The organism is Fusicatenibacter sp. (assembly GCF_977045365.1).
In genome coordinates this window covers 13,003-36,797 of record NZ_CDRRUH010000012.1, presented here as the reverse complement: position 1 = coordinate 36,797, position 23,795 = coordinate 13,003, and the positions used below count along the sequence as shown (strand labels likewise).

Below are 23,795 nucleotides of genomic sequence, written 5' to 3'. Positions count from 1 at the left end.
TCCTCCTGTACTAAATTTTGTCCGGTTTCAAGTATAACACTTCTCTTTTTGCTTTTCCAGTCACTTTGTAGAATAGCTCCCTTATTTTTCCCACGGCAGACGGTGTTTCTTTACCTGGATTGCCTGATGCGGGCACATTTCCTGACAGCAGAAACAGCGGATGCACTTTTTATAATCGTAGACCGGCGGATTTCTGCGGCCGTTATCAAAGCGGACGGCTTTCCCTTCCACCGGGCAGCTCTCGACGCAGACGCCGCATTTTTTACATTTTTCTTCTATGATATAGGGGCGGCTCTGGAAGACCCCGAGGATCTCGAGCAGGTCGAGGGCTCCTTTTTTGCGGGCTTTGCGGCGGTCGACGTTGAAGTTTGGATTTCCGTACTTTCTTTTCAGTTCTTCCTCGGATATGGTGCCATCCGCTGTCACGATTTCGATGCGGTCGTCGTGCCACGTTCCAAGGCCGAGCGTTTCCCCGTAGAGATTTGTCGGCACATACGACGGATCGAGGTTCACCAGATGGCAGAACACGGTATCCAGTGCAATCGGATCGGTGGACATAAGAAGAACTCCCATCGAAACCGGGTCGCCGGAAGTCGGACCATTGCCTTCCATTGCTACGATGCCGTCGCAGATATAGAGGCGCGGGGCGACTTTCTGGTTCAGCTCGATCAGCATGTGCGCGAAGCTCTCAGCGTTCGGATACTGCGTGTGGCCGAGTTTTTTGTAGACGCCGCTGATGCAGCCGTACTGGTTCTTGACAGCTCCGGTGATGCGTTCCAGCGCGTGGGTTTTCATTTTGCTGACGCTGATGAGGGCGTCGCAGTCGAGTGCATCTTTCGCAATCATCAGAAATTTGCCATCGGTGGTTTCTACGCGCTCGCTCGTAAGGAAATCCTTCAGCGGAACGTTGTGTTTTTCCAGCACCTCTTTCAGCCCGGCTTCCTTTGCAATGCCCTCCGGGGTGCCAAGGCCGCAGGAATCGCCGCAGGAAATATTCTCATAGCTATTTTCCTGCAAAATCGTGATCAGGGCATCCATGACTTCCGGGTCGGTCACGACGGCGCGTTCGCGTTTTGCGGAGCGGACGAGGTTTGGTTTTAATAAGATATTCTCTTCTTTTCCGATCAGAGATTCCAGGCCGCCAATTGCTTCCAATCCCTTTTGCAGGCTTTCCTTTACGCGCGCCGGCTCATAGTCGGGACAGGCAACCACTGCCACTTTGCTTTTTTCCATATTCACCTCATGTTTTTCTATATTTCAAAAGAAGCTGCGATCCCCTTACCGGTTCTCACAGCTTCTTCGTATATTCACACAGAATATGTTTTTACTTATGCTACTTTGCTTTTTGCAAGCTCAGCCAGTGTTGCAAATCCTTCTGCATCGTTAACTGCCATGTCAGCCAGAACTTTACGGTTCAGCTCAACGCCTGCCAGTTTCAGACCATACATAAATTTGCTGTAGGACAGACCGTTCATTCTTGCTGCTGCGTTGATACGAGCGATCCACAGCTGACGGAACTGACGTTTTTTCTGTTTTCTTCCTGCGTAGGAGCTGGTCAGTGCGCGCATTACGGACTGTTTTGCTACTCTATACTGTTTGCTTCTGGCTCCTCTGTAACCTTTAGCCAGTTTTAATACTCTGTTATGTTTTTTCTTAGCGTTCATGCCGCCTTTAATTCTTGCCATTTCTTATTTTCCTCCTTGATCTGTTGGGCGTAACTCTACCTTGCAAAAATTACATGTAAGGTAAGATTTTCTTCATGTTCTTTACGTTTGTTGCATCAACAGTAGTCTGTTTTCTCAGGTTTCTTTTTCTCTTCTGAGATTTCTTGGTTAAGATATGGCTCTTGTAAGCTTTATTTCTTACTAATTTTCCTGTTCCTGTTGTTTTAAAACGCTTTGCAGCTGCTCTGCTTGTTTTTACCTTTGGCATTTTAATTTCCTCCTTGATATTGATTCAAATGTATTTTAACGTTTAGCCGTCAAAAACATGGTCATGCTTCTGCCTTCCACCTTCGGCGCTTTGTCAACCGTTGCAATATCGGACAGACTCTCTGCAAATTCATCGAGGATGTATTTGCTGCTGTTCATATGTGCCATCTCACGGCCGCGGAAACGAAGTGTTACTTTTACTTTGTCTCCCTTTGTAATGAACTTGCGGGCTGCACCTACTTTGGTATTAAGATCATTGGTGTCAATGTTTGGAGAAAGGCGAACTTCCTTGATTTCAATTGTTTTCTGTTTTTTCTTTGCTTCTTTTTCCTTGCGGGCCAGTTCATATCTGTACTTTCCGTAGTCGATAATTTTGCAAACCGGCGGTTTCGCTGTCGGAGCAATTTTCACAAGATCCAGACCTGCTTCCTGTGCTTTCAGGTACGCATCTCTGGCAGACATAATTCCAAGCTGTTCTCCGTTCTGACCGATCAGACGAATTTCTCTGTCTCTGATCTGCTCATTAATCATTAATTCGCTAATTGTAGTGCACCTCCATCATTATAAAAGACTGTGTTCCCGCTTTTGCGGTGTAACGAAATCAAACTCGGCTCACCGGACCGGATTTGACTGATAACGCAAGAAAAGTGGATAGACAGACTATCCACTTAACATTGTACATAAATCTCTACACAAAGAGAACTTAAGATCAATATTGGACCGTAGTCGCGTGTTTGCGCTAGGGTGAGAGTGGATACTCTACTTTCTTTTTCTCAGACTATTGCAGTATAGCACTCTCCCATCCTGTTGTCAATACTGATTTTCGCATTTTTTCGTATTTATCTCCCGCAGCCACAGCGGAAGGAGCTGCACTCGGTTTCCTGGCAGCTGCATGCGCTGTCTCCGGCGATATGGATGTCTCCGGCTTCGCATTTACAGTTGTCGTTAAAGGTACAGTTCTGCGCCTTGCAGTCGACACCGATTTTCGTACAGCCGCAGCCGGTAGAGTTGAACATCGTGCCCTCACCGCGCTCCTTGAAGCTCTCGCAGCACGTTTCCATGGAGCTTTTGGCTTCGCTTCCGCCTACGCGGATATCTCCTTTGGAACAGAGCTCGTTCTGGTTGTAAACACAGGTCATAGCGGAACAACTTAATGCTGGCATAATAAATTACCTCCTGAAATTTAGTTTTCTGCGGTTTCGCCCGCATAGAAACCATTATTTCCAAGAGGTAATTTTTTATGCTTTATTATTTATTTTCTTTTGTTTCAACAGTAACCGGGCGGTTAACGCGGCCTGCGATTTCTTCTTTGATATCTGCGATAAACTGCTCCAGGCTTCTCTGGCCTTCATCACCTGCAAAACGGCTTCTGACAGATACAAGACCTGCCTCTTCCTCTTTTGCTCCGGCGATCAGCATGTATGGAATCTTCTGTCCCTGTGCCTCACGGATCTTATATCCAATCTTCTCGGAACGGGTATCCATCTCTGCGCGGATGCCTGCCTCGTGAAGGGCGTCCAGAACCTTCTTACCGTAATCTGCGTATTTGTCGGAGATTGGCAGAACCTTTACCTGTACCGGTGCAAGCCAGGTTGGGAATGCACCTGCAAAATGCTCGATCAGGATACCGATGAAACGCTCAACAGAACCGTAAACAACACGGTGGATCATAATCGGACGATGCTTCTCGCCGTCTGCTCCTGTGTATTCCAGCTCGAATCTCTGCGGCAGCTGGAAGTCAAGCTGGATGGTACCGCACTGCCACGTTCTTCCGATGGAGTCTTCCAGATGGAAGTCGATCTTCGGGCCATAGAATGCGCCGTCGCCTTCGTTGACTACATAGTCAAGGCCAAGATCATCGAGTGCGCCGCGGAGACCTTCGGTTGCTACCTCCCAGTCCTCATCGCTTCCCATGCTGTCTTCCGGACGGGTGGACAGCTCTACGTGATATTTGAATCCGAACAGTTTGTAAACCTGGTCAATCAGGTTTGCAACGCCTTTGATTTCGTCTTTGATCTGCTCCGGTGTCATGAAGATATGGGCATCGTCCTGGTTGAAGCAGCGTACACGCATCAGGCCGTGCAGCTGGCCGGATTTCTCATGACGATGTACCAGACCAACCTCTGCCAGACGCAGCGGCAGATCACGGTAGGAACGAGGCTCGGATTTGTAAACGAGAACGCCGCCCGGGCAGTTCATCGGTTTGATTGCATAATCTTCATCGTCGATGACGGTGGTATACATGTTTTCTTTGTAGTGATCCCAATGACCGGAGGTCTCCCACAGGCGACGGTTCAGGATGATCGGTGTGGAGATTTCTACGTATCCTGCTTTTCTGTGGATTTCACGCCAGTAATCCATCAGTGCATTTTTCAGATCCATTCCTTTTGGAAGGAAGAACGGGAATCCCGGGCCGTCCTCACTCATCATAAACAGGCCGAGCTCTTTTCCGAGTTTTCTGTGGTCACGCTTCTTTGCTTCCTCGATCATGTGGAGGTACTCTTCAAGCTCTGCTTTCTTTGTGAATGCAGTTCCGTAGATTCTCTGCAGCATCTTGTTTTTCTCGCTGCCTCTCCAGTATGCGCCTGCAAGGCTGGTCAGTTTGAAGGCTTTGACCGGCTTTGTGCTCATCAGATGAGGGCCTGCGCACAGGTCCGTGAATTCACCCTGGCGATAGAAGCTGATGACTGCGTCTTCCGGCAGATCTTCGATCAGTTCTACTTTATATGGCTCTTCTTTTTCTTTCATGAAAGCGATGGCTTCTGCTCTCGGCAGCTCAAAACGCTCCAGTTTCAGATCCTCTTTTACAATTTTCTTCATTTCTGCTTCGATTTTTTCAAGGTCTTCGCTGGTGAGTGGAGTATCTCTGTCTACATCGTAGTAGAATCCGTCTGCGATGGACGGTCCGATTGCAAGCTTGGTATCCGGGTACAGTCTCTTGATTGCCTGTGCCATGATATGGGATGTGGTGTGACGGAATGCTGCTTTTCCGCCTTCATCGTTGAAGGTCAGAATGGAAAGATTGCAGTCCTTGTCGATGACGGTACGAAGATCTTCTACTTCACCGTTTACTTCACCTGCACAGGCCATTCTTGCAAGGCCTTCGCTGATGTCTGCTGCGATCTCAATGATGGATTTCGGTTCGGAGTACTCTTTGGTACTTCCATCTTTCAGTGTGATGATCATTTGCTTTACCTCTTTCTTTGTATATTTTTCGCAAGCGTGTTTCAGAATTTTTATACTTTTTGCAGCAACAAAAAAGTCCCTTCTGACACGCCTATGCTGTCAAAAGGGACGATGTATTTTCATTCACCGCGGTTCCACCCATTTTGTTTTTTCAAACCACTTCATTTGACGATAACGGAATCACCGGGCCGGATTGGGGCCGCTCAGAGCTGGTCTTCGATCACGTTCCTGTTAAAACCCTTGCACCACAAAACGGGGTTTCTCTCTGTCACATTCGCTGTGATTTACTCGTCTCTTCTACGCTTTGTTTTTTGTGTTCGGTGCTTTTTGGCTCCCGATAGTTTTAGATTATATCACCCAATGCGTGGTTGTCAAGACCTGTATGGGCGGAAAATTTATTTTTCCGGCGATTTTTGTCCTGCTGTCTGCAGAGCAATTTTTTCTTTTGCTTTTTCCGGCATTTCCAGCAGGGAAAACTCGTAAAAGATGCCGTAAATATACGTAATTCCACGGATATCGCCCAGCGCTTTCGGGCGCTCGACAACCGGTCTTTCGTTCTCCTGCTGTAATTCCAGCACTTTCTGATATGCACTCCGGACGGAGCTCCAGACAAGACTTTTGCTTTTTTCTCTGCGGTTGATCCAGAGCTCTTTTGTATAGGTGCCGCTTCTGCCGTATTTCATATGGTAGGAATACGGCAGGCCGGAATACGTATGGAACTCAAAATCCTGATACGCAGTAACACAGTCCCACAGGGCTTCTTCTGTCCGCTCCCTGTGGAGCCGCTGCAGGGCCTGTTCTCTTTTTCGCTGTAAGCTTTCCTGTGTTTCTTTCGTTTCTTCCATCTTGTTTGTCTTCTCCATCCTGTTTTTAATCCACCAGAAATTTATCCAGCTCCGCCGTCACGACCGGATTACGTTTTACCTGCGGATGGTCGATTTTTCTTCCCTTCGCGACAACCATTTCGATCTGGCGCAGAGCGCGGAGGTTTTCGAGCGGATTCTTTGCGGTGACGATGAAGTCCGCGCATTTTCCCGGCTCGATCGTTCCGGTTTTGGCTCCGATTCCTGCCATCTCGGCGGCGCGGGCGGTTGCAGTGTAAAGTGCGAATGTATTGGAAACACCGACATATTTATGGAAATAAAAGAGTTCCCGCCAGAAGTCATACTGGGTAATCCACGGGCATCCGACGTCGTTTCCAAGGACAACGGGGATGTCGTTGGCGATGGCTTTTTTCGCACAGTCGATGATTCCCTCAAATACTACGTTTCCATTGAACTGCTCCACTTCTGTTGCATTGGTGATGGAGCGGTCGAACAGCGCGTATGGGAGTGCTGGTGACAGCGTGGTGCAGAGAAATGCTTTCTTTTCTTTAAACAGGCGGATCATATCCTCGTCCATTTTTGCACCGTGTTCGATGGAATCCACACCGTTTTCCAGCGCCACGCGGACTCCCTGCGGCGATTCGACATGGGCAGCGACCTGATAGCCGAGCACATGGGCTTTGTCGCAGACGGCTTTTACCATCTCCGGTTCCATTTTGAGTTCGCCCGGGACGCCTTTTTCTTTCGCATCGAGCACGCCGCCGGTGATCATCAGCTTGATCAGGTTGACATTCTCGCGTTTTGCCTCCTCCACATGGGCGACGGCCGCGTCGATGCTCTCCGCTGCGATGGCTACGGATCCTGCCATGTGTCCGCCCGGTACGGAGATTCCCTCATTTGCGGCAAGGATTCTCGGGCCTGTCTTTTTTCCGGCTTTAATTTCATCGCGCAGCCGCGTATCGAAAGTTCCAAGCCCTCCGACGGTGCGGATCGTAGTGACACCGCTCAGTAACTCGTCTTTTGCAAATCCTGCCACCATGCGGTAGGCGATAGCGCGGGAAATACCGTTGCTCATCAGGGTTTTGACGAGTTTTGCATTGTCGCGCTGCTTCTTCTGCGGTTTTCCATTGCCCGCGAGGTGGACATGCATGTTGATCAGACCGGGCATGATGTATTTTCCCTGCAGATCTACCTCTGTATAACCGGAAAGTCTCGTCTCTTCCGGGACAATCGCCGTGATGTTTTCTCCCTCCGTCAGAATCGTAAGACCGTTCTGGACCTGCATTTCTTTCGTTCCGTTTAAAATTTTTCCATTTTTGTAGGCATATTTCATACTCGATTCCCTCTTTCTGCCGAACGTATTATGGTTTATTTTAACACGTCAGAGAGGGATTGTGCGACAGAAAAATCGTTTTTCTCTGTTTTTTATTTCTCTTTCATAATTCCCCGTTCTGCCGGATGTGTTCCTGGCAAAACGGGGATCTTATTTTCTAAAAGCGAAATCTCTGTGCGGATGCTTATTTTTCGAGGATTTCCCGCATCTGCTGCATGATTTTCTTTATTTCATAGACTGCTACGCTGTTTACGACTTCAAAATTGATCTGTTTTTCTTTTCCGCCGTATTTTGTTTCATATTCTCTGGCTTTTTCTTCGTCGTGATCTTTGTACCGTGCTTTGCCGATCAGATAAGCATCTGAATTGGCCGTCTCGGGGTAGCCCGGGCCTTTTTCCAGTTCAAACAGCTCTTTCTTTTCTTTTAGATCCTTTTCCAGTCTGCTCAATTTTTCCAGAAACACCTGACAGACTTCAGGATAATGTTCTCTGATGTATATCAGATTTTTGTGCAGACATATTGCGCTTTTTTCCATCAGATGACGCTCTGTTTCGTTCGTCAGATAATCAAACTCTCCCGGCTGTACTTCATCCCCCTGAATGGACCGCGCAAGCTGTTCAGACCAGTACATCTGCCGCGGCATACTGTCCGGGAACATGAAATATGTTGAAAACTCATGATCAATCATCGGCGCCAGACGCAGAATCTTATCGTCTTCACGGCAGACAAATGCGATGTTTTCGTAATGGTAGTTCTGATCGCCTTTCAAAATCGAAACGAGAATCTGCAGTACCAGCTCCTCCGCCATCGCCAGGTGGGTCTGGAAATAGTCGGATTCTAGGATTTCGGTGTAGTCGTAGAACATCTGGCAGTAATTGACGTAGTCATCAATATGGACTTTGTCGTCAGGATATTTTCGAAAGAACTCCAGCAGATTCAGCAGATGTTCTCCTTCCCCGTAAATCATCGGTGAAACTGTTCCATAATCGTAATATTTCTCCACCTCCGCCTCATACCCTTCGCAAAACGCAAGCTGATACTGCGGCGCCGGCATAAAATACGCATCAATCACCCATGACCAGAAAACCTCAGCATAGGCGAACAGCGGTGTAGACAGCGGTTTAGATTTTGTAAGCGGTTTAAAAACAACATCTCCTTCAAAAACCGGAAAATGCTTCTCCCCTTTCACAACCCCTACCGCCTCCGCTTTCAGATTGCCGGTGCGTTTGGCATAAATGTACTTTTTCGGAATGTAGGATGGTTTTTGTGTCATATTTTCACCGCCTTAAAATTTTCTTGAAACCATTGCATCGTTTTTTGATAGAAGATATACGCAATACTGATTCATACTGATTCCCTCTCGTTTCGAATGCTCTGCCAGTGCTCTGTGCAGGCTTCGCGGCATTCTCAGCTTAAATTGTCCGGAATACGCTTCCAGGCTATCCGGCTCAGCGATTTCGATTCCTTCCTCCAAAGCAGCTTCCAGCCATGCCTTTTTGGCATCCACCGCATTTGCTGCTGCGCTTTCTATGGTCTCTCCACAGGTAATACATCCTGGCAGATCTGGATAAGATACTACAAATCCGCCTTCATCCTGATCCTCTACAATTTCCATACGATAGGACATTTTCATATAATCATTCAACGTCTTCATGTTTCTTTTCCTCACTTTCTATCACCTGTCTTACCATTTCTACATACACTTTCTTGATCGGTTCATGTTTTGGTATTGTAATTGGTACGGCGCCTGGTTTTCGAAATGTATAATGACTGCTCCCGCTTTTCGGCGCATTCCGTTCATATCCGTAGCTTTCTAATACTTTTCTCAGCTCATGAAACCGCAGATCCTTTGACACTCCTCAGATCCTCGCAATCAGTTTATCCCATTTTGACATGTCTTATCTCTCCTTTTATTATATTTGGTGTCATATATGGTGTCAATATTTTCTTATTCCTCCTGTAATGCCGCCAGATATCCCAGGATTCTTTCCTTTTGTCTGCCTGGCAGATTGCGGAATCCCTCCAGAATCATTTTTTCTTCTGTATTTACCGCACGCAGTTCAAAATCCACAGCGCTTGGCTCTGTCTCATTCTCCCCCAGAAGTTCATACGGCGTAACCTTCAGCACTTCGCAGATTTTCAGTATTTTATCCGCTGACGGATTGGTGCCCTTTCTTTTCCAGTCGCTGATGGTGCTCTGGGAAATTCCGGTTTCTTCGGAGAATTCTTTCTGCGTCATGCCGTTTCGAAGAATTAATTCAAAAATTTTTTCACTGATCATATTTTATCTCACCCTTTCACTCAGATTTTGTTTGATACCAGGGGCAAAAGGGCAAAAAGCCGATGCAAGCTCGCTTGCAAGAGAATTTTTGATCTTTTGACCCGCCAAAAACATGAGTAAGTAGCCATTTTTCGAAGAAAAATGAGCGGATTACGAATGTTTTTGAAGATTGCGGGAGTGCCAGGCACGTAGCAATCTGGTATCTCAGGCTGTTTTTTACACATTCTGCTCCGCTTCCACTTCCCGATTGATCTCATCCTCGCTGTCAGCCATGGCCTGCAGTGTCATGGTCAGCAGTTTTTCCAGCGTCCAGTCAAGCTGCTCGGCGCCCCGCTCAATGACTTCCCGCGAACATCCAGCCGCAAAGCCTTTGCTCTTATATTTTTTCTTCAGGGATTTCAGTTCCATATCTTTTGTACTCTTTGAAGGCCGCATCAGCGCAGCCGCCCAGATCAGACCTGTCAGTTCATCTGCGGCAAACAGCACTTTTTCCATCTCGTGAACCGGCTCCACATCCAGCGTCACGCTGCACTCGATGGTGATGCCATAGCCGTGTGAAACAACTCCATGAATGATATCCTCCGATACGCCGCCTTCCCGCAACAGCTCCGGTGCTTTCAGGCAGTGCTCAGCCGGATACAGTTCAAAATCAATGTCATGCAGCAGACCGACAATTCCCCAGTGCTCCTCTTCTGCTTCATAGCCGAGTTCTCTCGCATACCATTTCATCACCGCCTCTACCGTAAGCGCATGCTGAATATGGAAGGGATCTTTGTTGTATTTTTTTAATAAGGCAAACGCCTCGTCTCTTGTAATTTCACTCATGATCTGTTTTCTCCTTTTTCTTCCCTGATTTTCCAGAATCTGTGAATCTGAATTGTAATTTCATCCATTATATACCCATATTCATACCGTATCAATAGGTTTATTCAGACTTTTTCCTATCCCCCATACAAAAAACGCTGCTTCACTCCCCCTTTTCGGAAGATGAAGCAGCATTTTTTCTGCAATCGTCTTACAGCAGTTCCGGTTTCATCCGCACATCGAAGCTGATTACCGTTTCTTTTAACTGATACTTCTCCAGCAGCATCGGTCCGCAGCTTGCCGATCCGATTCCCGCCTGGCGGTAGTCAATGCAGAAAACAGTGCTTCCGCACGGCTTAAGCTCATAGTTATGCGCTTTTTCCGTCAGCTCCTCCTGCGTATAAACGGATGCCTGGAAGGAGAACGTTTTCTCTCCCACTGCCGTCAGCACCACGCGGTCATTGGCAAGGCTTGCGTAATCACAGTCATAGTGGCTGCCGTTCTCCTGCGGGCGGATGTAATCCTCCTGCTGTTCTGCCGGTGTGCTGTGGAAAACGCCGTGATAGCTTGCCTGGTGCTTATCCACGTAGCTCTCCACCGGGCCGAGGCCGCAGTAGGTCAGTTTTGCAAACGAATCCGGCAGGAACAGGCGCAGGCCAAAGCGCGGCAGAACCGGGAATACCGGGTCTTTCTTTGCTTCTACATGGACATCGGTCGTTCCGTCGCCGTAAATTGTCCATTTGATCACACCTGCAAGGATCCGCTGCAGAGCCGGAGACGAAATCGAATAGCTCGTCTCGATCTCCACACAGCCGTTTTCTTCTTTTGCCGTTGTCTCATATGCCCGCGTCACGGTGCGGTCATACTGCGCACGCATCCAGGTATTTTTGATATTGCGGTCATTGTCTGTCGGCGCACGCCAGATGTTCAGCTCCATCGGGCGGTCGAGCAGATTCTGGTTGGCATAGCACATTTCCTCGAACAGGCCGGTGAACTTATTATAGGTATAGCTGAACTGTTCCGTCGATACCGTCAGGTAATGATCGTCCTCTTTCCAGCCAAACGAAGCCGTTCCCTCCGGGCGCTTCATCATCTCTTTTGCCTTCTGGTTCTGATTGTCTTTCGTTTTCACCGGAACTTCTTCAAATCCCAGTTCGAACTGCTCCGGCAGCACCTCAGTGGCCTGTTTCTGATACCAGGTAACCTTCAGCGCACATTTTCCCTGCTCCGGCACGGAAATGGCAAGCGGAATCGTCTTCTCACAGCCTGCCGCAAGCTCCAGCAGTGCTTCATCTGTAATCTTGCCGCTCTCCGTCACTTCGCCGTCCACAAGCACCTCATAGCCGAGCACAGCGTAATCTTTCAGATTCACAAAATTCATATAGTTTTTGATGGTCAGTGTACCCTTTTCGGCATCATATCCCGTCACGCGCACCGGACGATGCACGTTTTTAAATTCCATCAGTCCCGTATGCGGTGTGCGGTCCGGATAAACGAGTCCGTCCATGCAGAAGTTGCCGTCGTGCGGATACTCATTGTGGTCGCCGCCGTATGCGTACATCTTTTTGCCTTCGATCGTTTTTCCCATGTCGATCGCGTGGTCACACCACTCCCATATAAAGCCGCCGCACATCTTCTCCTCACTGTGGATCAGTTCAAAATAGTCCTCGAGATCTCCCGGGCCGTTGCCCATCGCATGGCAGTATTCGCACATGATATACGGCTTATCCCCGTACTCCACCAGCTCTTTTTTAATCTCCTCGAGTGATGGATACATGCGGCTGTAGAGGTCGAGATTGCTGTAATCGTATTTCTTCGGATCATCCACATACCGTGCCGCCTCATAGTGCGTCAGACGCGTCGGGTCAAATTCCTTCGTCCACTTTAAGGCCGCCTCGAAGGTACAGCCGTATGCGCACTCATTTCCCATCGACCAGATGACAACGCTCGGGCGGTTCTTGTCGCGCTCTACGCAGCGCTGGGTGCGGTCCACGGTTGCCTCTGTAAATACCGGATTGTTTGCAATCAGCTTGTTCCAGTTCTTCGCATACTCTTCCCACGTCGTATAGTTGCTGTAAATCGCCTCGGTGCCGTGGCTCTCATTGTCCGCCTCGTCAACGACATAGAAGCCCAGACGGTCATAGAGCTGATAGCAGTACGGCGCATTCGGATAATGACTGGTACGAATCGCATTGATGTTGTGTTCTTTCATCACTTTCAGATCTTTTTTGATCTGCGCCAGGCTGATCGCAAAGCCCGTCACCGGATCGCTGTCGTGACGGTTTGTTCCGTGGAATTTGATCTTCACGCCGTTCAGGTACAGCACACCGTCCTTCGCGTGGATCTCACGGATGCCGACATGATCAGTGATCACCTCACCCGCCGTCTCCAGCACCAGCGTATACAGATACGGCTCCTCGGCATTCCACAGATGTGCATCTTTTACATGCATCTGAACCGTATCGCCGCCAAACGCTGCCTCTGCCACAAGATGATTTTCTGCATCAAACAGCTTTGCCGTTCCTTCCTGCGGTTCCCCGTCATTCCAGGTAATCGCAATCGAAACTTCTCCATTCTGGTACGATGCGTCCGGCGCTGCCTTTACAAAGTAATCGCGGATGCCTTTTTCTGGTCTTGCAAGCAGATAGACATCGCGGAAAATGCCGCTCATGCGGAATTTGTCCTGATCCTCGAGATAGCTTCCATCGCACCATTTCAGTACCAGTACGGCGATGGTGTTGGTGCCATCTTTTAAGAAGTCTGTTACATCAAATTCACTCGTGGAATGAGACACCTGGCTGTAGCCGACGAAGCTGCCGTTCATCCACACGTAGAAGCAGGAATCCACGCCCTCAAAATTCAGGAATGCCTTCAGTGCTTCCTCCTGTTTTTTCCACGCAAACGTTCTCACGTACGCACCGCACGGGTTCTCATACGGCACATACGGCGGATCCACCGGGAACGGGTAGCGGACGTTCGTATACTGATGGTGGTCATGGCCATAATTCTGCCAGACGGACGGCACCGGAATCGTCTCGAATGCAGAAGTGTCGTATCCTTCTGCGAAAAACTCCTCTTTTACATCGTAAATACTGGTAAAATAGCGGAATCTCCAGTCGCCGGAAAGCAGGAAAAAGCGGTCCGACGCCTCCCGGTTCTCCACCAGATCATCCATGCGGCGGGATGCCGGAATGTAGTAGGCACGGTTCGGCATGGTATTCACATGCAGGTGATCGAAATCTTCGAAATATTTTGGAACAATCATCTCTTTTTAAGTCCTCCTTATTCTGTCTTTTGTTTCCAATATCGGCACCGAAACACACGCGGTCCCGGTGCCGATCAGGTTTTCTGTTATTCTTTTACTTTTTCCATGCAGGAAGAACGCCTTCGTAATTCATGCCATAACCGTAGTCATAGTTATGTCCTTCGCTGTCAATATAGGTTTCCATATCCAACGCACGGTCCTCGCTCTGCTCCTCAACCGCATCCATATCCTTCGGCATCTGGATCGGCAGACGGCCGGTCGGGTTGTAATCGCCGAAGACAACGTCGAGCACAGCGGCTCTCGAAACACCGAACTCTGCGACGATTGCATCGGCTTCGGCTTCAAATTCATGCATCACCATCGGGTTGTTGACGGTTGCGCAGACGATCACCGGCTTGTCGCCCATCGTGCGGCGGCATTCGAGAATATTGTCGAGATCAGCCTCGTTGTAGGCAGTGTTTGTCTTTCCAAGATAGCTGCGGTTCGTGAAATCCTCACGGAAATCACCGCCTGCAATGCTCACCTCACGCGCTTTTTTCGCCGTATACGGGCGGTACTGCAGTGTGATCGGCAGGTAGCCGTTTCCGCCATTCGCAAGATCTTCGGTGGAATACGGGTTGCACGCCGGGCTTTCGATAAATACCAGCGCCACATCGGCCTCCTCCGGTGATGCCACACGTGTACCGTATCTGGACGGCAGCCCATCCGGCAGCGGATCTTCGGTTTTCGCCGGCAGATCGATACGGAAGAATGCTTTGGACGGTCCGATCTTTCTCTCCGGAATATACACTTTCAGGCCTTTCTTCAGCGGCAGTACACCGTTCTGTCCTTCCGGTGCGCGTTTGGCACTGTTTTTCAGCAGGACGATGGATTTCTGCTGTGCCTCATAGCCATGGTGGCAGAACTCTTCGCATCCTACAATCTTTGCGGATTCTTCCGGATCAAGATACGGATTCTCAAACAAGCCGCAGTGGAAAATGTTGATCAGAAGACGTTTGGCGGACAGCTCCATGCGCTCACGCATCGCTTTCTCGCCGTATTTCTCACAGCCGATCTTATACGCCTCGACAATCGGACCGGACTCGCTGTTTCCGCCGAACTGGTCAACGCCGTTTGTGATCGCCAGCAGACACCGTTCTGCCTCGGTCATATCCTGCACGCCGTAGCAGCGGCTTCCAAAGCCCTCAATCGTCTTCTCCGGATCCTGGGTGATGCCCCAGTCGGTGCAGACAATGCCTTTGAATTCATATTTTCCGCGCAGCAGATCCTTGATCAGGTACTCGCTGTAGGAGTTTCCGACATTCTTTCCGTTCTTCTTGTCCACGCCGTAGGATACGGTGTAGTACGGCATAACCGCGGATGCGCAGTCGGTCGGTCCGTCCAGATGGAAGGCGGCCTCGGTAAACGGTTTTAAATGTTCCTCAAAGTTTCCGGTCGGATAAACAGCGAACTGTCCGAATGCATAGTGCGCATCGCGGCCGGCTTCTCCGGTGCCGCCGCCCGGCCAGTGTTTGACCATCGTGTTGACGCTGTCTTTTCCCCAGCCGTCTGCTTCCCCTTCCGTTGTCTGCATACCGTCACAGTACGCTTTGGTAAGCTTTTTGGACATCTCCACTTCTTCGCCTAACGTATCGACAAAGCGCATCCATCTCGGCTCGGTGCAGAGGTCGATCTGCGGTCCGAGTGCCGTTGTGATGCCGAGTGCCCGGTATTCACGGGAGGCATCTTTTGCAAACTGTCCGGCTACTTCCGGGTCAAAGCATGCTGCAAAGCCGACACCCTCCGGCCATTTGCTGATCTCGCTTCCGCCGCTCTTGAACTCTGCGCCGGAATCCTTTGCTCCGTTCCGCGGATCAGAGGAGAGGTTGATCGGAATACCATACGGCAGTATCTCTGCCCGTTTCTGCAGCTCATTGCTCCATTTTGCGGAGATCTCCGGGCTTTCCACGTTCGTCAGCAGGATATGGCGGATGTGCTCGTCCTCCAGAAATTCTTTCTGCTGATCGGAAATCGCATATGGTTCTCTGCCGGATTCCAGATACGTTTTTCCGTCAAACGTTCCCTGGAATGGTCCGCCCGGCATCGGCGGTACGGCCTGATGCGGTGAGTACAGCATAAGACCCGCGATCTCCTCGATGGAAAGACGGCCCGCAAGGTCTGCGGCTCTCTCTTCATCGGAGAGACGCCAGTCCTCATACGGCAGCAGTTCACCGGTTTTTGCCAGGTCTTTAAAGTAATATCCATCTTTTTCCAATACTTTTACGCCGGACTCTTCTGCCCAGGCGATCGTTTTTCCGCCCTCCTGGCTGATCCGGTTAATTCCGTTTTTCGTTGTTTTCTCCATAAGTTTCACCCTTCTTTTCCCAATTTATTTTGTTTCAACTCACAGTCGGTATTTTCACGGAGTCTGACATGTCGAGAATAGTTCGACTGTGATTTGCCTCATGTCAGTGGAGGATACCGATTTCTCTCCGCCTGCCACTGCCGTTATGTTTCTTTTAACAATTTTCCTGTTTCTTATATCATTTGTTTCTATTTTACGGCATAACTCTGCATAAAACAATCACTTTTTTGACTCTTTTCTTTACGATTTTAACAAAAAGAGCGAGTCCACCGTTTTTTTGATTTTTGGCAGGACTCGCCCCATTTTTATAATTTGATTCCTTTTAATGCCGCGGCAAACGCATTGTTCACCGGCTCTTCGGCCTCTTTTTTCTGTTTCTTCATATAGGCTGCCACATCGCGCTTCGTCACGCCGCCGCCCTCTTTTTTGCGGCGCTCCTGGAATTTTGTCATGCGCTCTTTGTGGCCGCAGGCACAGACAAACGTCGCATCCTCGCCCTTTCCGATCATCTCCATGCGCTTATGGCAGACCGGGCATCTCGCATTCGTCGTGCGGGAAACCGTCTCGCGGTAGCCGCACTCTCTGTCCTGGCAGACGAGCAGTTTTGCGTTCTTTCCATTCACCGCAAGCAGCCGTTTTCCGCAGTTCGGGCACTTCTTGTTCGTCAGGTTGTCGTGGCGGAACGTTCCCTCTTCCGTCTTGATCTCATCGATCAGTTCCACCGTGTAGCTGCGGATCTCCTTCATAAACACATCGCGCCGCTTCTTTCCCTTTGCAATGTCGTTTAACTGCATCTCCCAGCTTGCCGTCAGCTCCGGCTTTTTCAAATCCGCCGGAACCAGCTTCAGAAGCTGGCGTGCTTTCGAGGTCAGATAGATCTCATTGCCTTTTTTCTCCAGCAGAAAGCTGCGGAACAGCTTCTCGATGATATCCGCACGGGTCGCAACCGTTCCAAGGCCGCCCGCCTCACCGATCGTTTTTACCAAGCTGCTGTCGCGGTTTTCCATGTAACGGACCGGATTTTCCATTGCGGAGAGCAGCGTGCCTTCCGTGAAGCGTGCCGGAGGTTTTGTCTTTCCTTCGCGGAGACTGATCTTCGGCTGCCCGATCTTCATGCCTGCCTCCAGAAGCGGCAGATTCTGCTCCCGCACCTCTTCTTTCGCCTCATCCTCTTCGTCGTACCGGTTATCCTCGTACGCCTCCTGCCAGCCTTTCTCGACCATGCGCTTTCCGCGCGCAGTAAAGCATTCCTTTTCGATGGAAGCCTGGATCACCGTCTCTTCATATACACACGGCGGCAGCAGTACCGCAAGAAAACGGCGCACAACAAGATCATAAATGCGGCGCTCCTCGTTCGAGAGTGCGGATAACTGCACGTACTGCTCCGTCGGAATAATGGCATGGTGATCGGAAACCTTCGCATCATTGACAAAGGAGAGCTTTCCGTTCAGCGGACTGCGCTTCGCCTGCTGGGCCAGTGCTTTGTACGGGCCGATGCTGACCGCATCCAGCCGCTCTTTTAACGTCGGCACAATATCTTTCGTCAGATACCGTGAATCTGTCCGCGGATACGTAAGGACTTTATGGGTCTCATAGAGGCTCTGCATCAGATTCAGCGTCTGTTTTGCCGAATAGCCGAACCGTGCGCTCGCATCGCGCTGCAGCTCCGTCAGATCGTAGAGCAATGGCGCTTCTTTCTGCTTTTTCTTCTTTTCTACGTTCTGTAAGACAAGCGGATACCGTTTTGCCTTCTCTGCGATCTGCTTTGCCTTTTCCGGATCGGAGATTCTTGTGCCGCCCGATTTTTCATCTTTCCAGGTGTAGACCACACCGCCCGCCGCGGCCGTCACCGTGTAATACGGTTTCGGGACAAATTCACGGATTTCCTGCTCGCGCTGTGCGATCATGGCAAGTGTCGGCGTCTGCACACGGCCGCAGGAAAGCTGTGCATTGTATTTACAGGTCAGCGCCCGCGTCGCATTGATGCCGACGAGCCAGTCCGCCTCGGCACGGGAAACGGCAGCGCGGTAGAGATTGTCGTACTCTTTCGCATCCTTCAGATTGGCAAAACCCTCACGGATCGCCTTGTCCGTCACAGAGGAAATCCAGAGACGCTTACACGGCTTCTGGTTATGTGCTTTGTCGAGAATCCACCGCGCCACCAGCTCACCTTCGCGTCCGGCATCGGTTGCAATGACAATCTCATTCACGTCCTTCCGCGCAAGCTGTGTCGTCACCGCATGGTACTGTTTTCCCGTCTGCGGAATGACCTTGATCTGCAGTTTTTCCGGCATCATCGGCAGAACTGCCATATTCCATTCCTTATACTTTTTGTCATAGTCTTCCGGGTCTTTTAATGTCACCAGATGGCCGAGCGCCCAGGTCACAATATACTGGTTTCCCTCCAGCGTTCCGTTTTCTTTTTTGCTGCACCCGAGCACGCGCGCAATGTCGCGTGCCACGGATGGTTTTTCTGCAATTACCAGAGTTTTCATAAAATGTCTGCTCCTTTTATAGCTCTTTATACTGTTTTACTATTTCCTCCCGGTCTTTTCCGAGAATGAAGTAATAATCAATCTGTCCGTCCCCTGCGGTGTGAAGATACGTTCCAAACGTCCGTACATTGCACAGCAGTGCCGTCCGGGACGCGGCGGCCGCAATGCCGTAGCCGCGGTTCGAAACAAGCAGCGGCATCCGCGCCTGCTTTCCGCCAAAAGAGACGTAGCGCGCCTTCGCGGTCAGATCCAGCCACTCGGTCGAGAGAATGCCCTTTGCTTTCAGCTTTTCGGAACCGCTCCAGTCGAAAAATGTCCATGTCATGCCGCCATCGATCATGCGCGGCTCGTCACGCTTCTCGGAAAGGATTGGTTTGTTGTCCGGCGTCAGGAACTGCACCGCGCCGTCCTTTTTTTCTACCATGACGCGCAGCTTTTCCGTCTCGACCAGAACCGCCGTCTTCGATTCTTTCGCACTCCACGGAAACGCGGTATCCGCTTTCGGCTTCCAGTACGTGTCCTGCACTTTTGCGGTCACGCCCTTTACGAAACTGATGCGGATCACCTCCGGCGTGATCGGAGTGATGCGTAAGATGCCGTACATGCTGGCAATCTCAACCGCCGATTTTCCTTTCTTCGCCCATTTCACCGCACACTTGATCTTCGAATGGCCCTTGATGCGCAGCAGCTCGTTTTCCGGGATTGCACCGAAAGCGTAAGGTGAGGTATTCAGACGCTCCGTCTTCTCGGCTTCTCCTGGTACCATACCTGCTCCGCCCGGTCTTTTTTCACTCTGCACTCCGGCCGTGCCCGTTCCATATTGCATTCCTGCCTGTGTTCCTACACTCCGTCTGCTTCCCGGCGCTTTGCCGCCTGCCTTTCCATGGTAAGCCGCACCGGCAAACACAGACGACACCCCTTCCGGTGCACGCTGCTGCATTGTCTTTGCTGCAATTTCTTCTCCCGTTTCTGCCGCAGCCCTCCGCGTTGCCGTACTGCCTTTTGCCATCACCGCTGTTCCGGTCGTGCTTGTATTTCCAGGCGCCATTCCCGGCCTCTGCTCCGGCTTGATCACAATCCGTTTCGGTCCATGACTGTTCCGCTCGTCCATCTCCTGAATGCCGATCGCGCGGTTCTCCTCACGCGCCTCCTTCTGCGTCAGCGAAACCTTCTCATACTCTTTCGCCTTCGTCAGCGTCTCCATGGCAAATTCCTGATTGTGACGGCCCTTCGGCGCTTCTTTGGCAAGGATTCCCGTCAGCTCTCCTGTATACAGCACCGCCAGCTCATGCAGTGCCCGCGTCGCCGCCACGTAAAGCAGCTTCACCTGCCCGTCATTTTCAGGATATTTTTCTTCCGCCGGATCAAGAAGCAGCACCGCATCAAACTCAAGACCTTTCGTATATGCTACCGGGAGCACCATCACGCCCTCGCCGAACTCTGCCGTCTCGAGATCCTCCTCCTCAACCGGCACGTATTGTTTCAGCTTCCGCGCCGTATCCGCCGCTTCTGTCTCATCCCGGCATACAACGGCAATCGTCTCATATCCCTGCGCCTGCCATGTCTTGATTGTCTGAACACCCGCGGCGAGCAGCGCCGCTTCATCGTCAAATGCTTCTTTCCGCACCGCCGTTCCGTGCCGCAGCACCGGCTCCACCGGATAGATCGCAAAGTCCCCATGCCGCAGAATCTCGTTTGCAAAATCGGAGATCTCCACCGTATTCCGGTAACTCTTCCGCAGAACGCCGAACGCATCGTACGTGCCGGTCAGAATCAGCTTTTTCAGCTCCTCCCAGTCGTTCAGGCCGTAGGAAAAATGGATATTCTGCGACGTATCTCCCATAATGGTATACGTACAGTCACGCAGACAGTAATGAAGCACCTGGTACGCCATCATCCCGAAATCCTGCGCCTCGTCGATGACCACATGGCTCGCCTCGCGCACGGGATCGTTTTCCTTGATCCGCTTATAGAGGTATGCCAGCGCCGCCAGATCATAGACATCAAAGGAGTTTTCCGGCACTTCCACCGCTTTTCCTTTCTCCGCCTGCTGCTCCAGAAACTGCAGATAGAGATCAAAAATGGATCCCCGCCATTTTCCATCTCCAAAATATTTCTCGTATTTCCGCTTCAGCGCCTTTTTTTCGCGCGCCGGAAACGTCACTTCTTTTCCCGAAACCTCGTTCTCAAATTTTGCCAGCAGGATCTCGTTCAGCATGCACATCTTTCCTTCCATGGAAAGTGTGGACTGCTCCCTGCAATAGTTATCAATATACTCGGCGTCCAGAAGCAATGTTCCCGTTTTTTCCAGCCGCACCGGCTCCCGCGGAATCTGCTCTGCCTCGTACGTACGGCAGAAATTTTCCAGATCGAAAAACCAGCCGCTTCCGCCCTTTATGCTGTTTTTCTCATCCGCGCGGTCGATGGTGTGTACCGTGTACTTTGCTTCGTCCCAGTCCTCGTACAGAAGCCGGATGAAAAGCTGCTCCATCGTCATCTGACGGATGCCGTACACATCGAGTTCCGGCAGAACGCTGGTAATGTAGTTCAGCAGAATGCGGTTGCTTCCAATGATATAGAAATCCTCCGGCCGGAAGTCCTCCTCGTAATTATAGAGGATGTACGAAATCCGGTGCATCGCCACCGTCGTCTTTCCGGAACCAGCCACGCCCTGTACGATCAGATTTGTCTTCGGGGATCTGCGGATAATGAGGTTCTGCTCCTGCTGGATCGTCGCAATGATCTCACCGAGCACCGCTTTTTTGTTCTTCGCCAGATACTTTGTCAGCAGCTCATCGTTCGCTACCACATCGGAATCAAAAAAGTCTTTCAGATGGTCATTTTCAATCTCATACGTCCGCTTTCTTTTCAGATCAATCGAAAAAGTACCCTCTGAACTCACCGTATAGCTGCACGGCCCGGTGCTGTTCTCATAATAGACGGAGGAAATCGGCGCCCGCCAGTCCAGCACAACCGGTTCCGCCTTTTCATCGGAAATGCCGACGCGCCCGATGTAATAGGACTCTAAAAACGAAAGCCGCGGATCCTGAAAATCAATCCGCCCGAAATACGGCTTCTTTCTCGCTTTTTCCAGCCGCGCCATGCCGTGCTGGTACGCATTCAGCTTCGCCGTCGCGTTGTTCCAGAGCGCCAGGCCTTCCGCCTCTTTTGCGTCGTACGTCTCCATCAGATCCGCCAGATCCTCATTCGCCGACCGGATATCCGCCTTCGCCTGCTCCAGATTCCGCTCGGCAATCCCGATCACCTTCGCAAGCTGTGCTTCCTCCTCTTCCCTCGTAAGTCCGGGAATCTCTGATTTTCTGATGCTTCTTTCCAGTTTCTCTTCTTCCACTTTGTGCCTCCTTTTTTACGAAAAACTTCTTCTACATCAGCCCGTTCTTTTGATTCTCTTATTTCCATCCCAATAGACTTTATTTTACCATGCACACGTCTCCCCGGCAAGATGCTTCACCCTCTTTTTCGCGCATCAAAAAAGACACCATGCGTCTTACACACAGTGCCTTTCCGACTTTTTTCTTACTGAAGGTAATTCTTAAATTTCTTTTTAAACGCTTCGATATCGTTCGTATGGGCTTCCACTACCGCATCCGGATTGCCGGCGATCATCAGGACGCTCATCAGGGATTTCGCATCAAAGACGCATCGTCCTACTTTTACGTCAACGTCGTAATCCAGGCATTTCACCATATTTACAAATTCTTCTACACTCTCTACTTCATCAAACTTTAACGGTAACGAAATCATATTTTCTGCATCCTTTCTGCTTTTTGGTCTTCTTTTCATGATTTTGAATTCTTTCTTTTATTTCCTTCAAAATCGGTCAAAAACTTACACGATATCCCTTTTTTGCTGTTTTTCCTGAAAGTAGTAATGAAATCGCCTTCATTTTCGACTGACACTAAAATAGCATACATCTGTCTCACTGCAAATATCCGTTTTAGACAAAATTCGACGTAGTTTTACAGCAATTTGCTCATATGTTCCGTCTGATTCGTTAAGTTGTTTCTTTTCCGGCACTTTTTTCGTCTGATCTGACGGGTCGGAAGGTCTTACTTGAGAATCACTCTCATGAAAAGTCATTCGCTGAAAATAATATTTCGGATCTTCCGGGACAGGGTGTACGTTCCGGCATCTTTTTTCTGGGTCATCATCAGAAATGTCATATTCTGCTCCGGCACGACTTCCATGTAGCATCCAAGCCAGCCGTCCCAGCCGAACTCACCCTTGCTTCCCAGCGTTACCGCACGCGTCGGATCTGCCAGAACACGCATCAGATTGCCATAGGAGAACCCTTCCAGACCGATCCAGTTATCAAATCCTGCCTGCTGTACCGCGCTTAATGTGTGGCCTCCCAGAAATTTTACCGTCGCCGGACGGAGAATCTGTACACCGTTGTAGGTGCCGCCGTTCAGCAGCATCTGCGCAAATTTCGCATAATCATCGATGGTAGATGCAAGGCCTGCTCCGCCTGCCTCATATGCCGGGCGGTACGCCATATCGTTCTGAATGCCAAGGTTATTGTCCAGATAACGGACGGACGGCTGTCCCTCCCTGCAGTCATACACCTTCGCCAGACGATCCTGCTTTTCTGCCGGAACCCAGAAATCGGTATCGTTCATGCCGAGCGGCTCGAAAATTTCTTTTTTCAGAAAATCCCCAAAGCGCATGCCGCTTGCCACCTCAATCACCGCACCTACGACATCCGCCGACGTTCCATAACTCCAGGACTGGCCCGGCTGATACAGAAGCGGGACTTTTCCAAGACGGTTTGCAAATTCTACTGTACTGATTGTTCCGCCGTTTTCTTCCTTAAGTCCGTGGATCACCTCCTGAAAAAGTGCATCGGTCTGCCGTCCCGTCTCATCCGTTCCGCCGTACGTCAGCCCGGATGTCATATTCATAATATCCTCCAGAAGGATCTCCCGCTCCGCTTTTTCTATCTTCCCATCCGCTGTACATACAACCGGGTTTCGGAAGCCCGGCAGATACTTGCTGACCGGATCCGCCAGATCGACGACTCCGCGCTCTACCAGAATCATCATGGCCGTCGCGGTAATCGGCTTGCTCATGGAGTAGAGACGGAAAATATTATCGCGGGAAACCGGCTTTTTCGCTTCGATATCCGCATATCCGCTCTCCAGATAAACCTGCTCCTCCCCATCTCTGATCACCATCAGAAGACAGCCCGGTGTCTCTCCTTTTGCAACGGACGCATCCATCACCTGCTGCAGTCTTTTCTTTATCACCTGTTCCATGGTATTGTTCTAACCTCCATCTAAAATTCATTGTTTTTCCTATTTTACCTCTCTTT

Annotated in this window: 19 protein-coding genes; all 19 read right to left on the bottom strand. The window is 50.2% G+C overall.

Features of this window, described 5'->3' with window-relative positions; translation table 11 throughout:
• Positions 1-81: 81 nt before the first annotated feature.
• The gene (locus tag ACY2VW_RS04565; protein WP_461877213.1) at positions 82-1,233 is read right to left on the bottom strand and encodes a DUF362 domain-containing protein; all 1,152 of its coding nucleotides are present in this window, start codon (positions 1,231-1,233) and stop codon (positions 82-84) included.
• Between the two features lie 95 nt (positions 1,234-1,328).
• Positions 1,329-1,685: a 50S ribosomal protein L20 gene (gene rplT, locus ACY2VW_RS04560; protein ID WP_022461741.1), complete on the bottom strand. Its 357-nt coding sequence runs from the start codon at positions 1,683-1,685 to the stop codon at positions 1,329-1,331.
• A gap of 49 nt (positions 1,686-1,734) precedes the next feature.
• Entirely contained in the window at positions 1,735-1,932 is a 198-nt protein-coding gene (gene rpmI / locus ACY2VW_RS04555; protein WP_022461742.1) for a 50S ribosomal protein L35, read from the bottom strand.
• Between the two features lie 35 nt (positions 1,933-1,967).
• Positions 1,968-2,462 carry a translation initiation factor IF-3 gene (gene infC, locus ACY2VW_RS04550; RefSeq protein WP_022461743.1) on the bottom strand — a complete coding sequence of 165 codons (495 nt, stop codon included), beginning with the start codon at positions 2,460-2,462 and terminating at the stop codon, positions 1,968-1,970.
• Between the two features lie 308 nt (positions 2,463-2,770).
• A complete protein-coding gene (locus ACY2VW_RS04545; RefSeq protein ID WP_022461744.1) occupies positions 2,771-3,094 on the bottom strand; it encodes a DUF1540 domain-containing protein in 324 nt (107 codons plus the stop codon).
• An 85-nt stretch (positions 3,095-3,179) separates the two neighbouring features.
• Positions 3,180-5,117 carry a threonine--tRNA ligase gene (gene thrS, locus ACY2VW_RS04540; RefSeq protein WP_022461745.1) on the bottom strand — a complete coding sequence of 646 codons (1,938 nt, stop codon included), beginning with the start codon at positions 5,115-5,117 and terminating at the stop codon, positions 3,180-3,182.
• 395 nt (positions 5,118-5,512) lie between these two features.
• Positions 5,513-5,962, bottom strand: coding sequence for a hypothetical protein (locus ACY2VW_RS04535; protein ID WP_461877212.1), 450 nt, complete (start codon positions 5,960-5,962; stop codon positions 5,513-5,515).
• Positions 5,963-5,987: 25 nt separating this feature from the next.
• Positions 5,988-7,274, bottom strand: coding sequence for an amidohydrolase family protein (locus ACY2VW_RS04530; protein WP_461877211.1), 1,287 nt, complete (start codon positions 7,272-7,274; stop codon positions 5,988-5,990).
• A gap of 184 nt (positions 7,275-7,458) precedes the next feature.
• Entirely contained in the window at positions 7,459-8,547 is a 1,089-nt protein-coding gene (locus ACY2VW_RS04525) for a hypothetical protein (protein ID WP_461877210.1), read from the bottom strand.
• A gap of 12 nt (positions 8,548-8,559) precedes the next feature.
• Positions 8,560-8,928: a type II toxin-antitoxin system HicB family antitoxin gene (locus tag ACY2VW_RS04520; protein ID WP_461877209.1), complete on the bottom strand. Its 369-nt coding sequence runs from the start codon at positions 8,926-8,928 to the stop codon at positions 8,560-8,562.
• On the bottom strand, positions 8,912-9,130 hold the full coding sequence (locus ACY2VW_RS04515; RefSeq protein WP_461877208.1) for a type II toxin-antitoxin system HicA family toxin: 219 nt from the start codon (positions 9,128-9,130) through the stop codon (positions 8,912-8,914). The genes ACY2VW_RS04520 and ACY2VW_RS04515 overlap by 17 nt, the downstream gene beginning before the upstream one ends.
• 92 nt (positions 9,131-9,222) lie before the next feature.
• Positions 9,223-9,555, bottom strand: coding sequence for a helix-turn-helix domain-containing protein (locus tag ACY2VW_RS04510; protein ID WP_461874355.1), 333 nt, complete (start codon positions 9,553-9,555; stop codon positions 9,223-9,225).
• Positions 9,556-9,771: 216 nt separating this feature from the next.
• Positions 9,772-10,380: an HD domain-containing protein gene (locus ACY2VW_RS04505; RefSeq protein WP_461877207.1), complete on the bottom strand. Its 609-nt coding sequence runs from the start codon at positions 10,378-10,380 to the stop codon at positions 9,772-9,774.
• Between the two features lie 190 nt (positions 10,381-10,570).
• Complete coding sequence (locus tag ACY2VW_RS04500; protein WP_461877206.1) at positions 10,571-13,624, bottom strand: glycoside hydrolase family 2 TIM barrel-domain containing protein; 3,054 nt, start codon at positions 13,622-13,624, stop codon at positions 10,571-10,573.
• A gap of 94 nt (positions 13,625-13,718) precedes the next feature.
• Positions 13,719-15,968 carry a glycoside hydrolase family 3 protein gene (locus ACY2VW_RS04495; protein ID WP_461877205.1) on the bottom strand — a complete coding sequence of 750 codons (2,250 nt, stop codon included), beginning with the start codon at positions 15,966-15,968 and terminating at the stop codon, positions 13,719-13,721.
• A gap of 305 nt (positions 15,969-16,273) precedes the next feature.
• Entirely contained in the window at positions 16,274-18,463 is a 2,190-nt protein-coding gene (locus tag ACY2VW_RS04490; RefSeq protein ID WP_461877203.1) for a DNA topoisomerase III, read from the bottom strand.
• Positions 18,464-18,479: 16 nt separating this feature from the next.
• The gene (locus ACY2VW_RS04485) at positions 18,480-21,815 is read right to left on the bottom strand and encodes a 3'-5' exonuclease (protein WP_461877202.1); all 3,336 of its coding nucleotides are present in this window, start codon (positions 21,813-21,815) and stop codon (positions 18,480-18,482) included.
• A 185-nt stretch (positions 21,816-22,000) separates the two neighbouring features.
• Positions 22,001-22,228, bottom strand: coding sequence for a hypothetical protein (locus ACY2VW_RS04480; protein ID WP_461874348.1), 228 nt, complete (start codon positions 22,226-22,228; stop codon positions 22,001-22,003).
• 332 nt (positions 22,229-22,560) lie between these two features.
• Entirely contained in the window at positions 22,561-23,739 is a 1,179-nt protein-coding gene (locus ACY2VW_RS04475; protein ID WP_461877201.1) for a serine hydrolase domain-containing protein, read from the bottom strand.
• Positions 23,740-23,795: the final 56 nt, after the last annotated feature.

What these genes read in the sequence shown, in the direction of transcription:
- ACY2VW_RS04565 (WP_461877213.1), bottom strand. Translation starts at nt 1,233, where the DNA reads ATGGAAAAAAGCAAAGTGGCAGTGGTTGCCTGTCCCGACTATGAGCCG.
- rplT (WP_022461741.1), bottom strand. Translation starts at nt 1,685, where the DNA reads ATGGCAAGAATTAAAGGCGGCATGAACGCTAAGAAAAAACATAACAGA.
- rpmI (WP_022461742.1), bottom strand. Translation starts at nt 1,932, where the DNA reads ATGCCAAAGGTAAAAACAAGCAGAGCAGCTGCAAAGCGTTTTAAAACA.
- infC (WP_022461743.1), bottom strand. Translation starts at nt 2,462, where the DNA reads ATGATTAATGAGCAGATCAGAGACAGAGAAATTCGTCTGATCGGTCAG.
- ACY2VW_RS04545 (WP_022461744.1), bottom strand. Translation starts at nt 3,094, where the DNA reads ATGCCAGCATTAAGTTGTTCCGCTATGACCTGTGTTTACAACCAGAAC.
- thrS (WP_022461745.1), bottom strand. Translation starts at nt 5,117, where the DNA reads ATGATCATCACACTGAAAGATGGAAGTACCAAAGAGTACTCCGAACCG.
- ACY2VW_RS04535 (WP_461877212.1), bottom strand. Translation starts at nt 5,962, where the DNA reads ATGGAAGAAACGAAAGAAACACAGGAAAGCTTACAGCGAAAAAGAGAA.
- ACY2VW_RS04530 (WP_461877211.1), bottom strand. Translation starts at nt 7,274, where the DNA reads ATGAAATATGCCTACAAAAATGGAAAAATTTTAAACGGAACGAAAGAA.
- ACY2VW_RS04525 (WP_461877210.1), bottom strand. Translation starts at nt 8,547, where the DNA reads ATGACACAAAAACCATCCTACATTCCGAAAAAGTACATTTATGCCAAA.
- ACY2VW_RS04520 (WP_461877209.1), bottom strand. Translation starts at nt 8,928, where the DNA reads ATGAAGACGTTGAATGATTATATGAAAATGTCCTATCGTATGGAAATT.
- ACY2VW_RS04510 (WP_461874355.1), bottom strand. Translation starts at nt 9,555, where the DNA reads ATGATCAGTGAAAAAATTTTTGAATTAATTCTTCGAAACGGCATGACG.
- ACY2VW_RS04505 (WP_461877207.1), bottom strand. Translation starts at nt 10,380, where the DNA reads ATGAGTGAAATTACAAGAGACGAGGCGTTTGCCTTATTAAAAAAATAC.
- ACY2VW_RS04500 (WP_461877206.1), bottom strand. Translation starts at nt 13,624, where the DNA reads ATGATTGTTCCAAAATATTTCGAAGATTTCGATCACCTGCATGTGAAT.
- ACY2VW_RS04495 (WP_461877205.1), bottom strand. Translation starts at nt 15,968, where the DNA reads ATGGAGAAAACAACGAAAAACGGAATTAACCGGATCAGCCAGGAGGGC.
- ACY2VW_RS04490 (WP_461877203.1), bottom strand. Translation starts at nt 18,463, where the DNA reads ATGAAAACTCTGGTAATTGCAGAAAAACCATCCGTGGCACGCGACATT.
- ACY2VW_RS04480 (WP_461874348.1), bottom strand. Translation starts at nt 22,228, where the DNA reads ATGATTTCGTTACCGTTAAAGTTTGATGAAGTAGAGAGTGTAGAAGAA.
- ACY2VW_RS04475 (WP_461877201.1), bottom strand. Translation starts at nt 23,739, where the DNA reads ATGGAACAGGTGATAAAGAAAAGACTGCAGCAGGTGATGGATGCGTCC.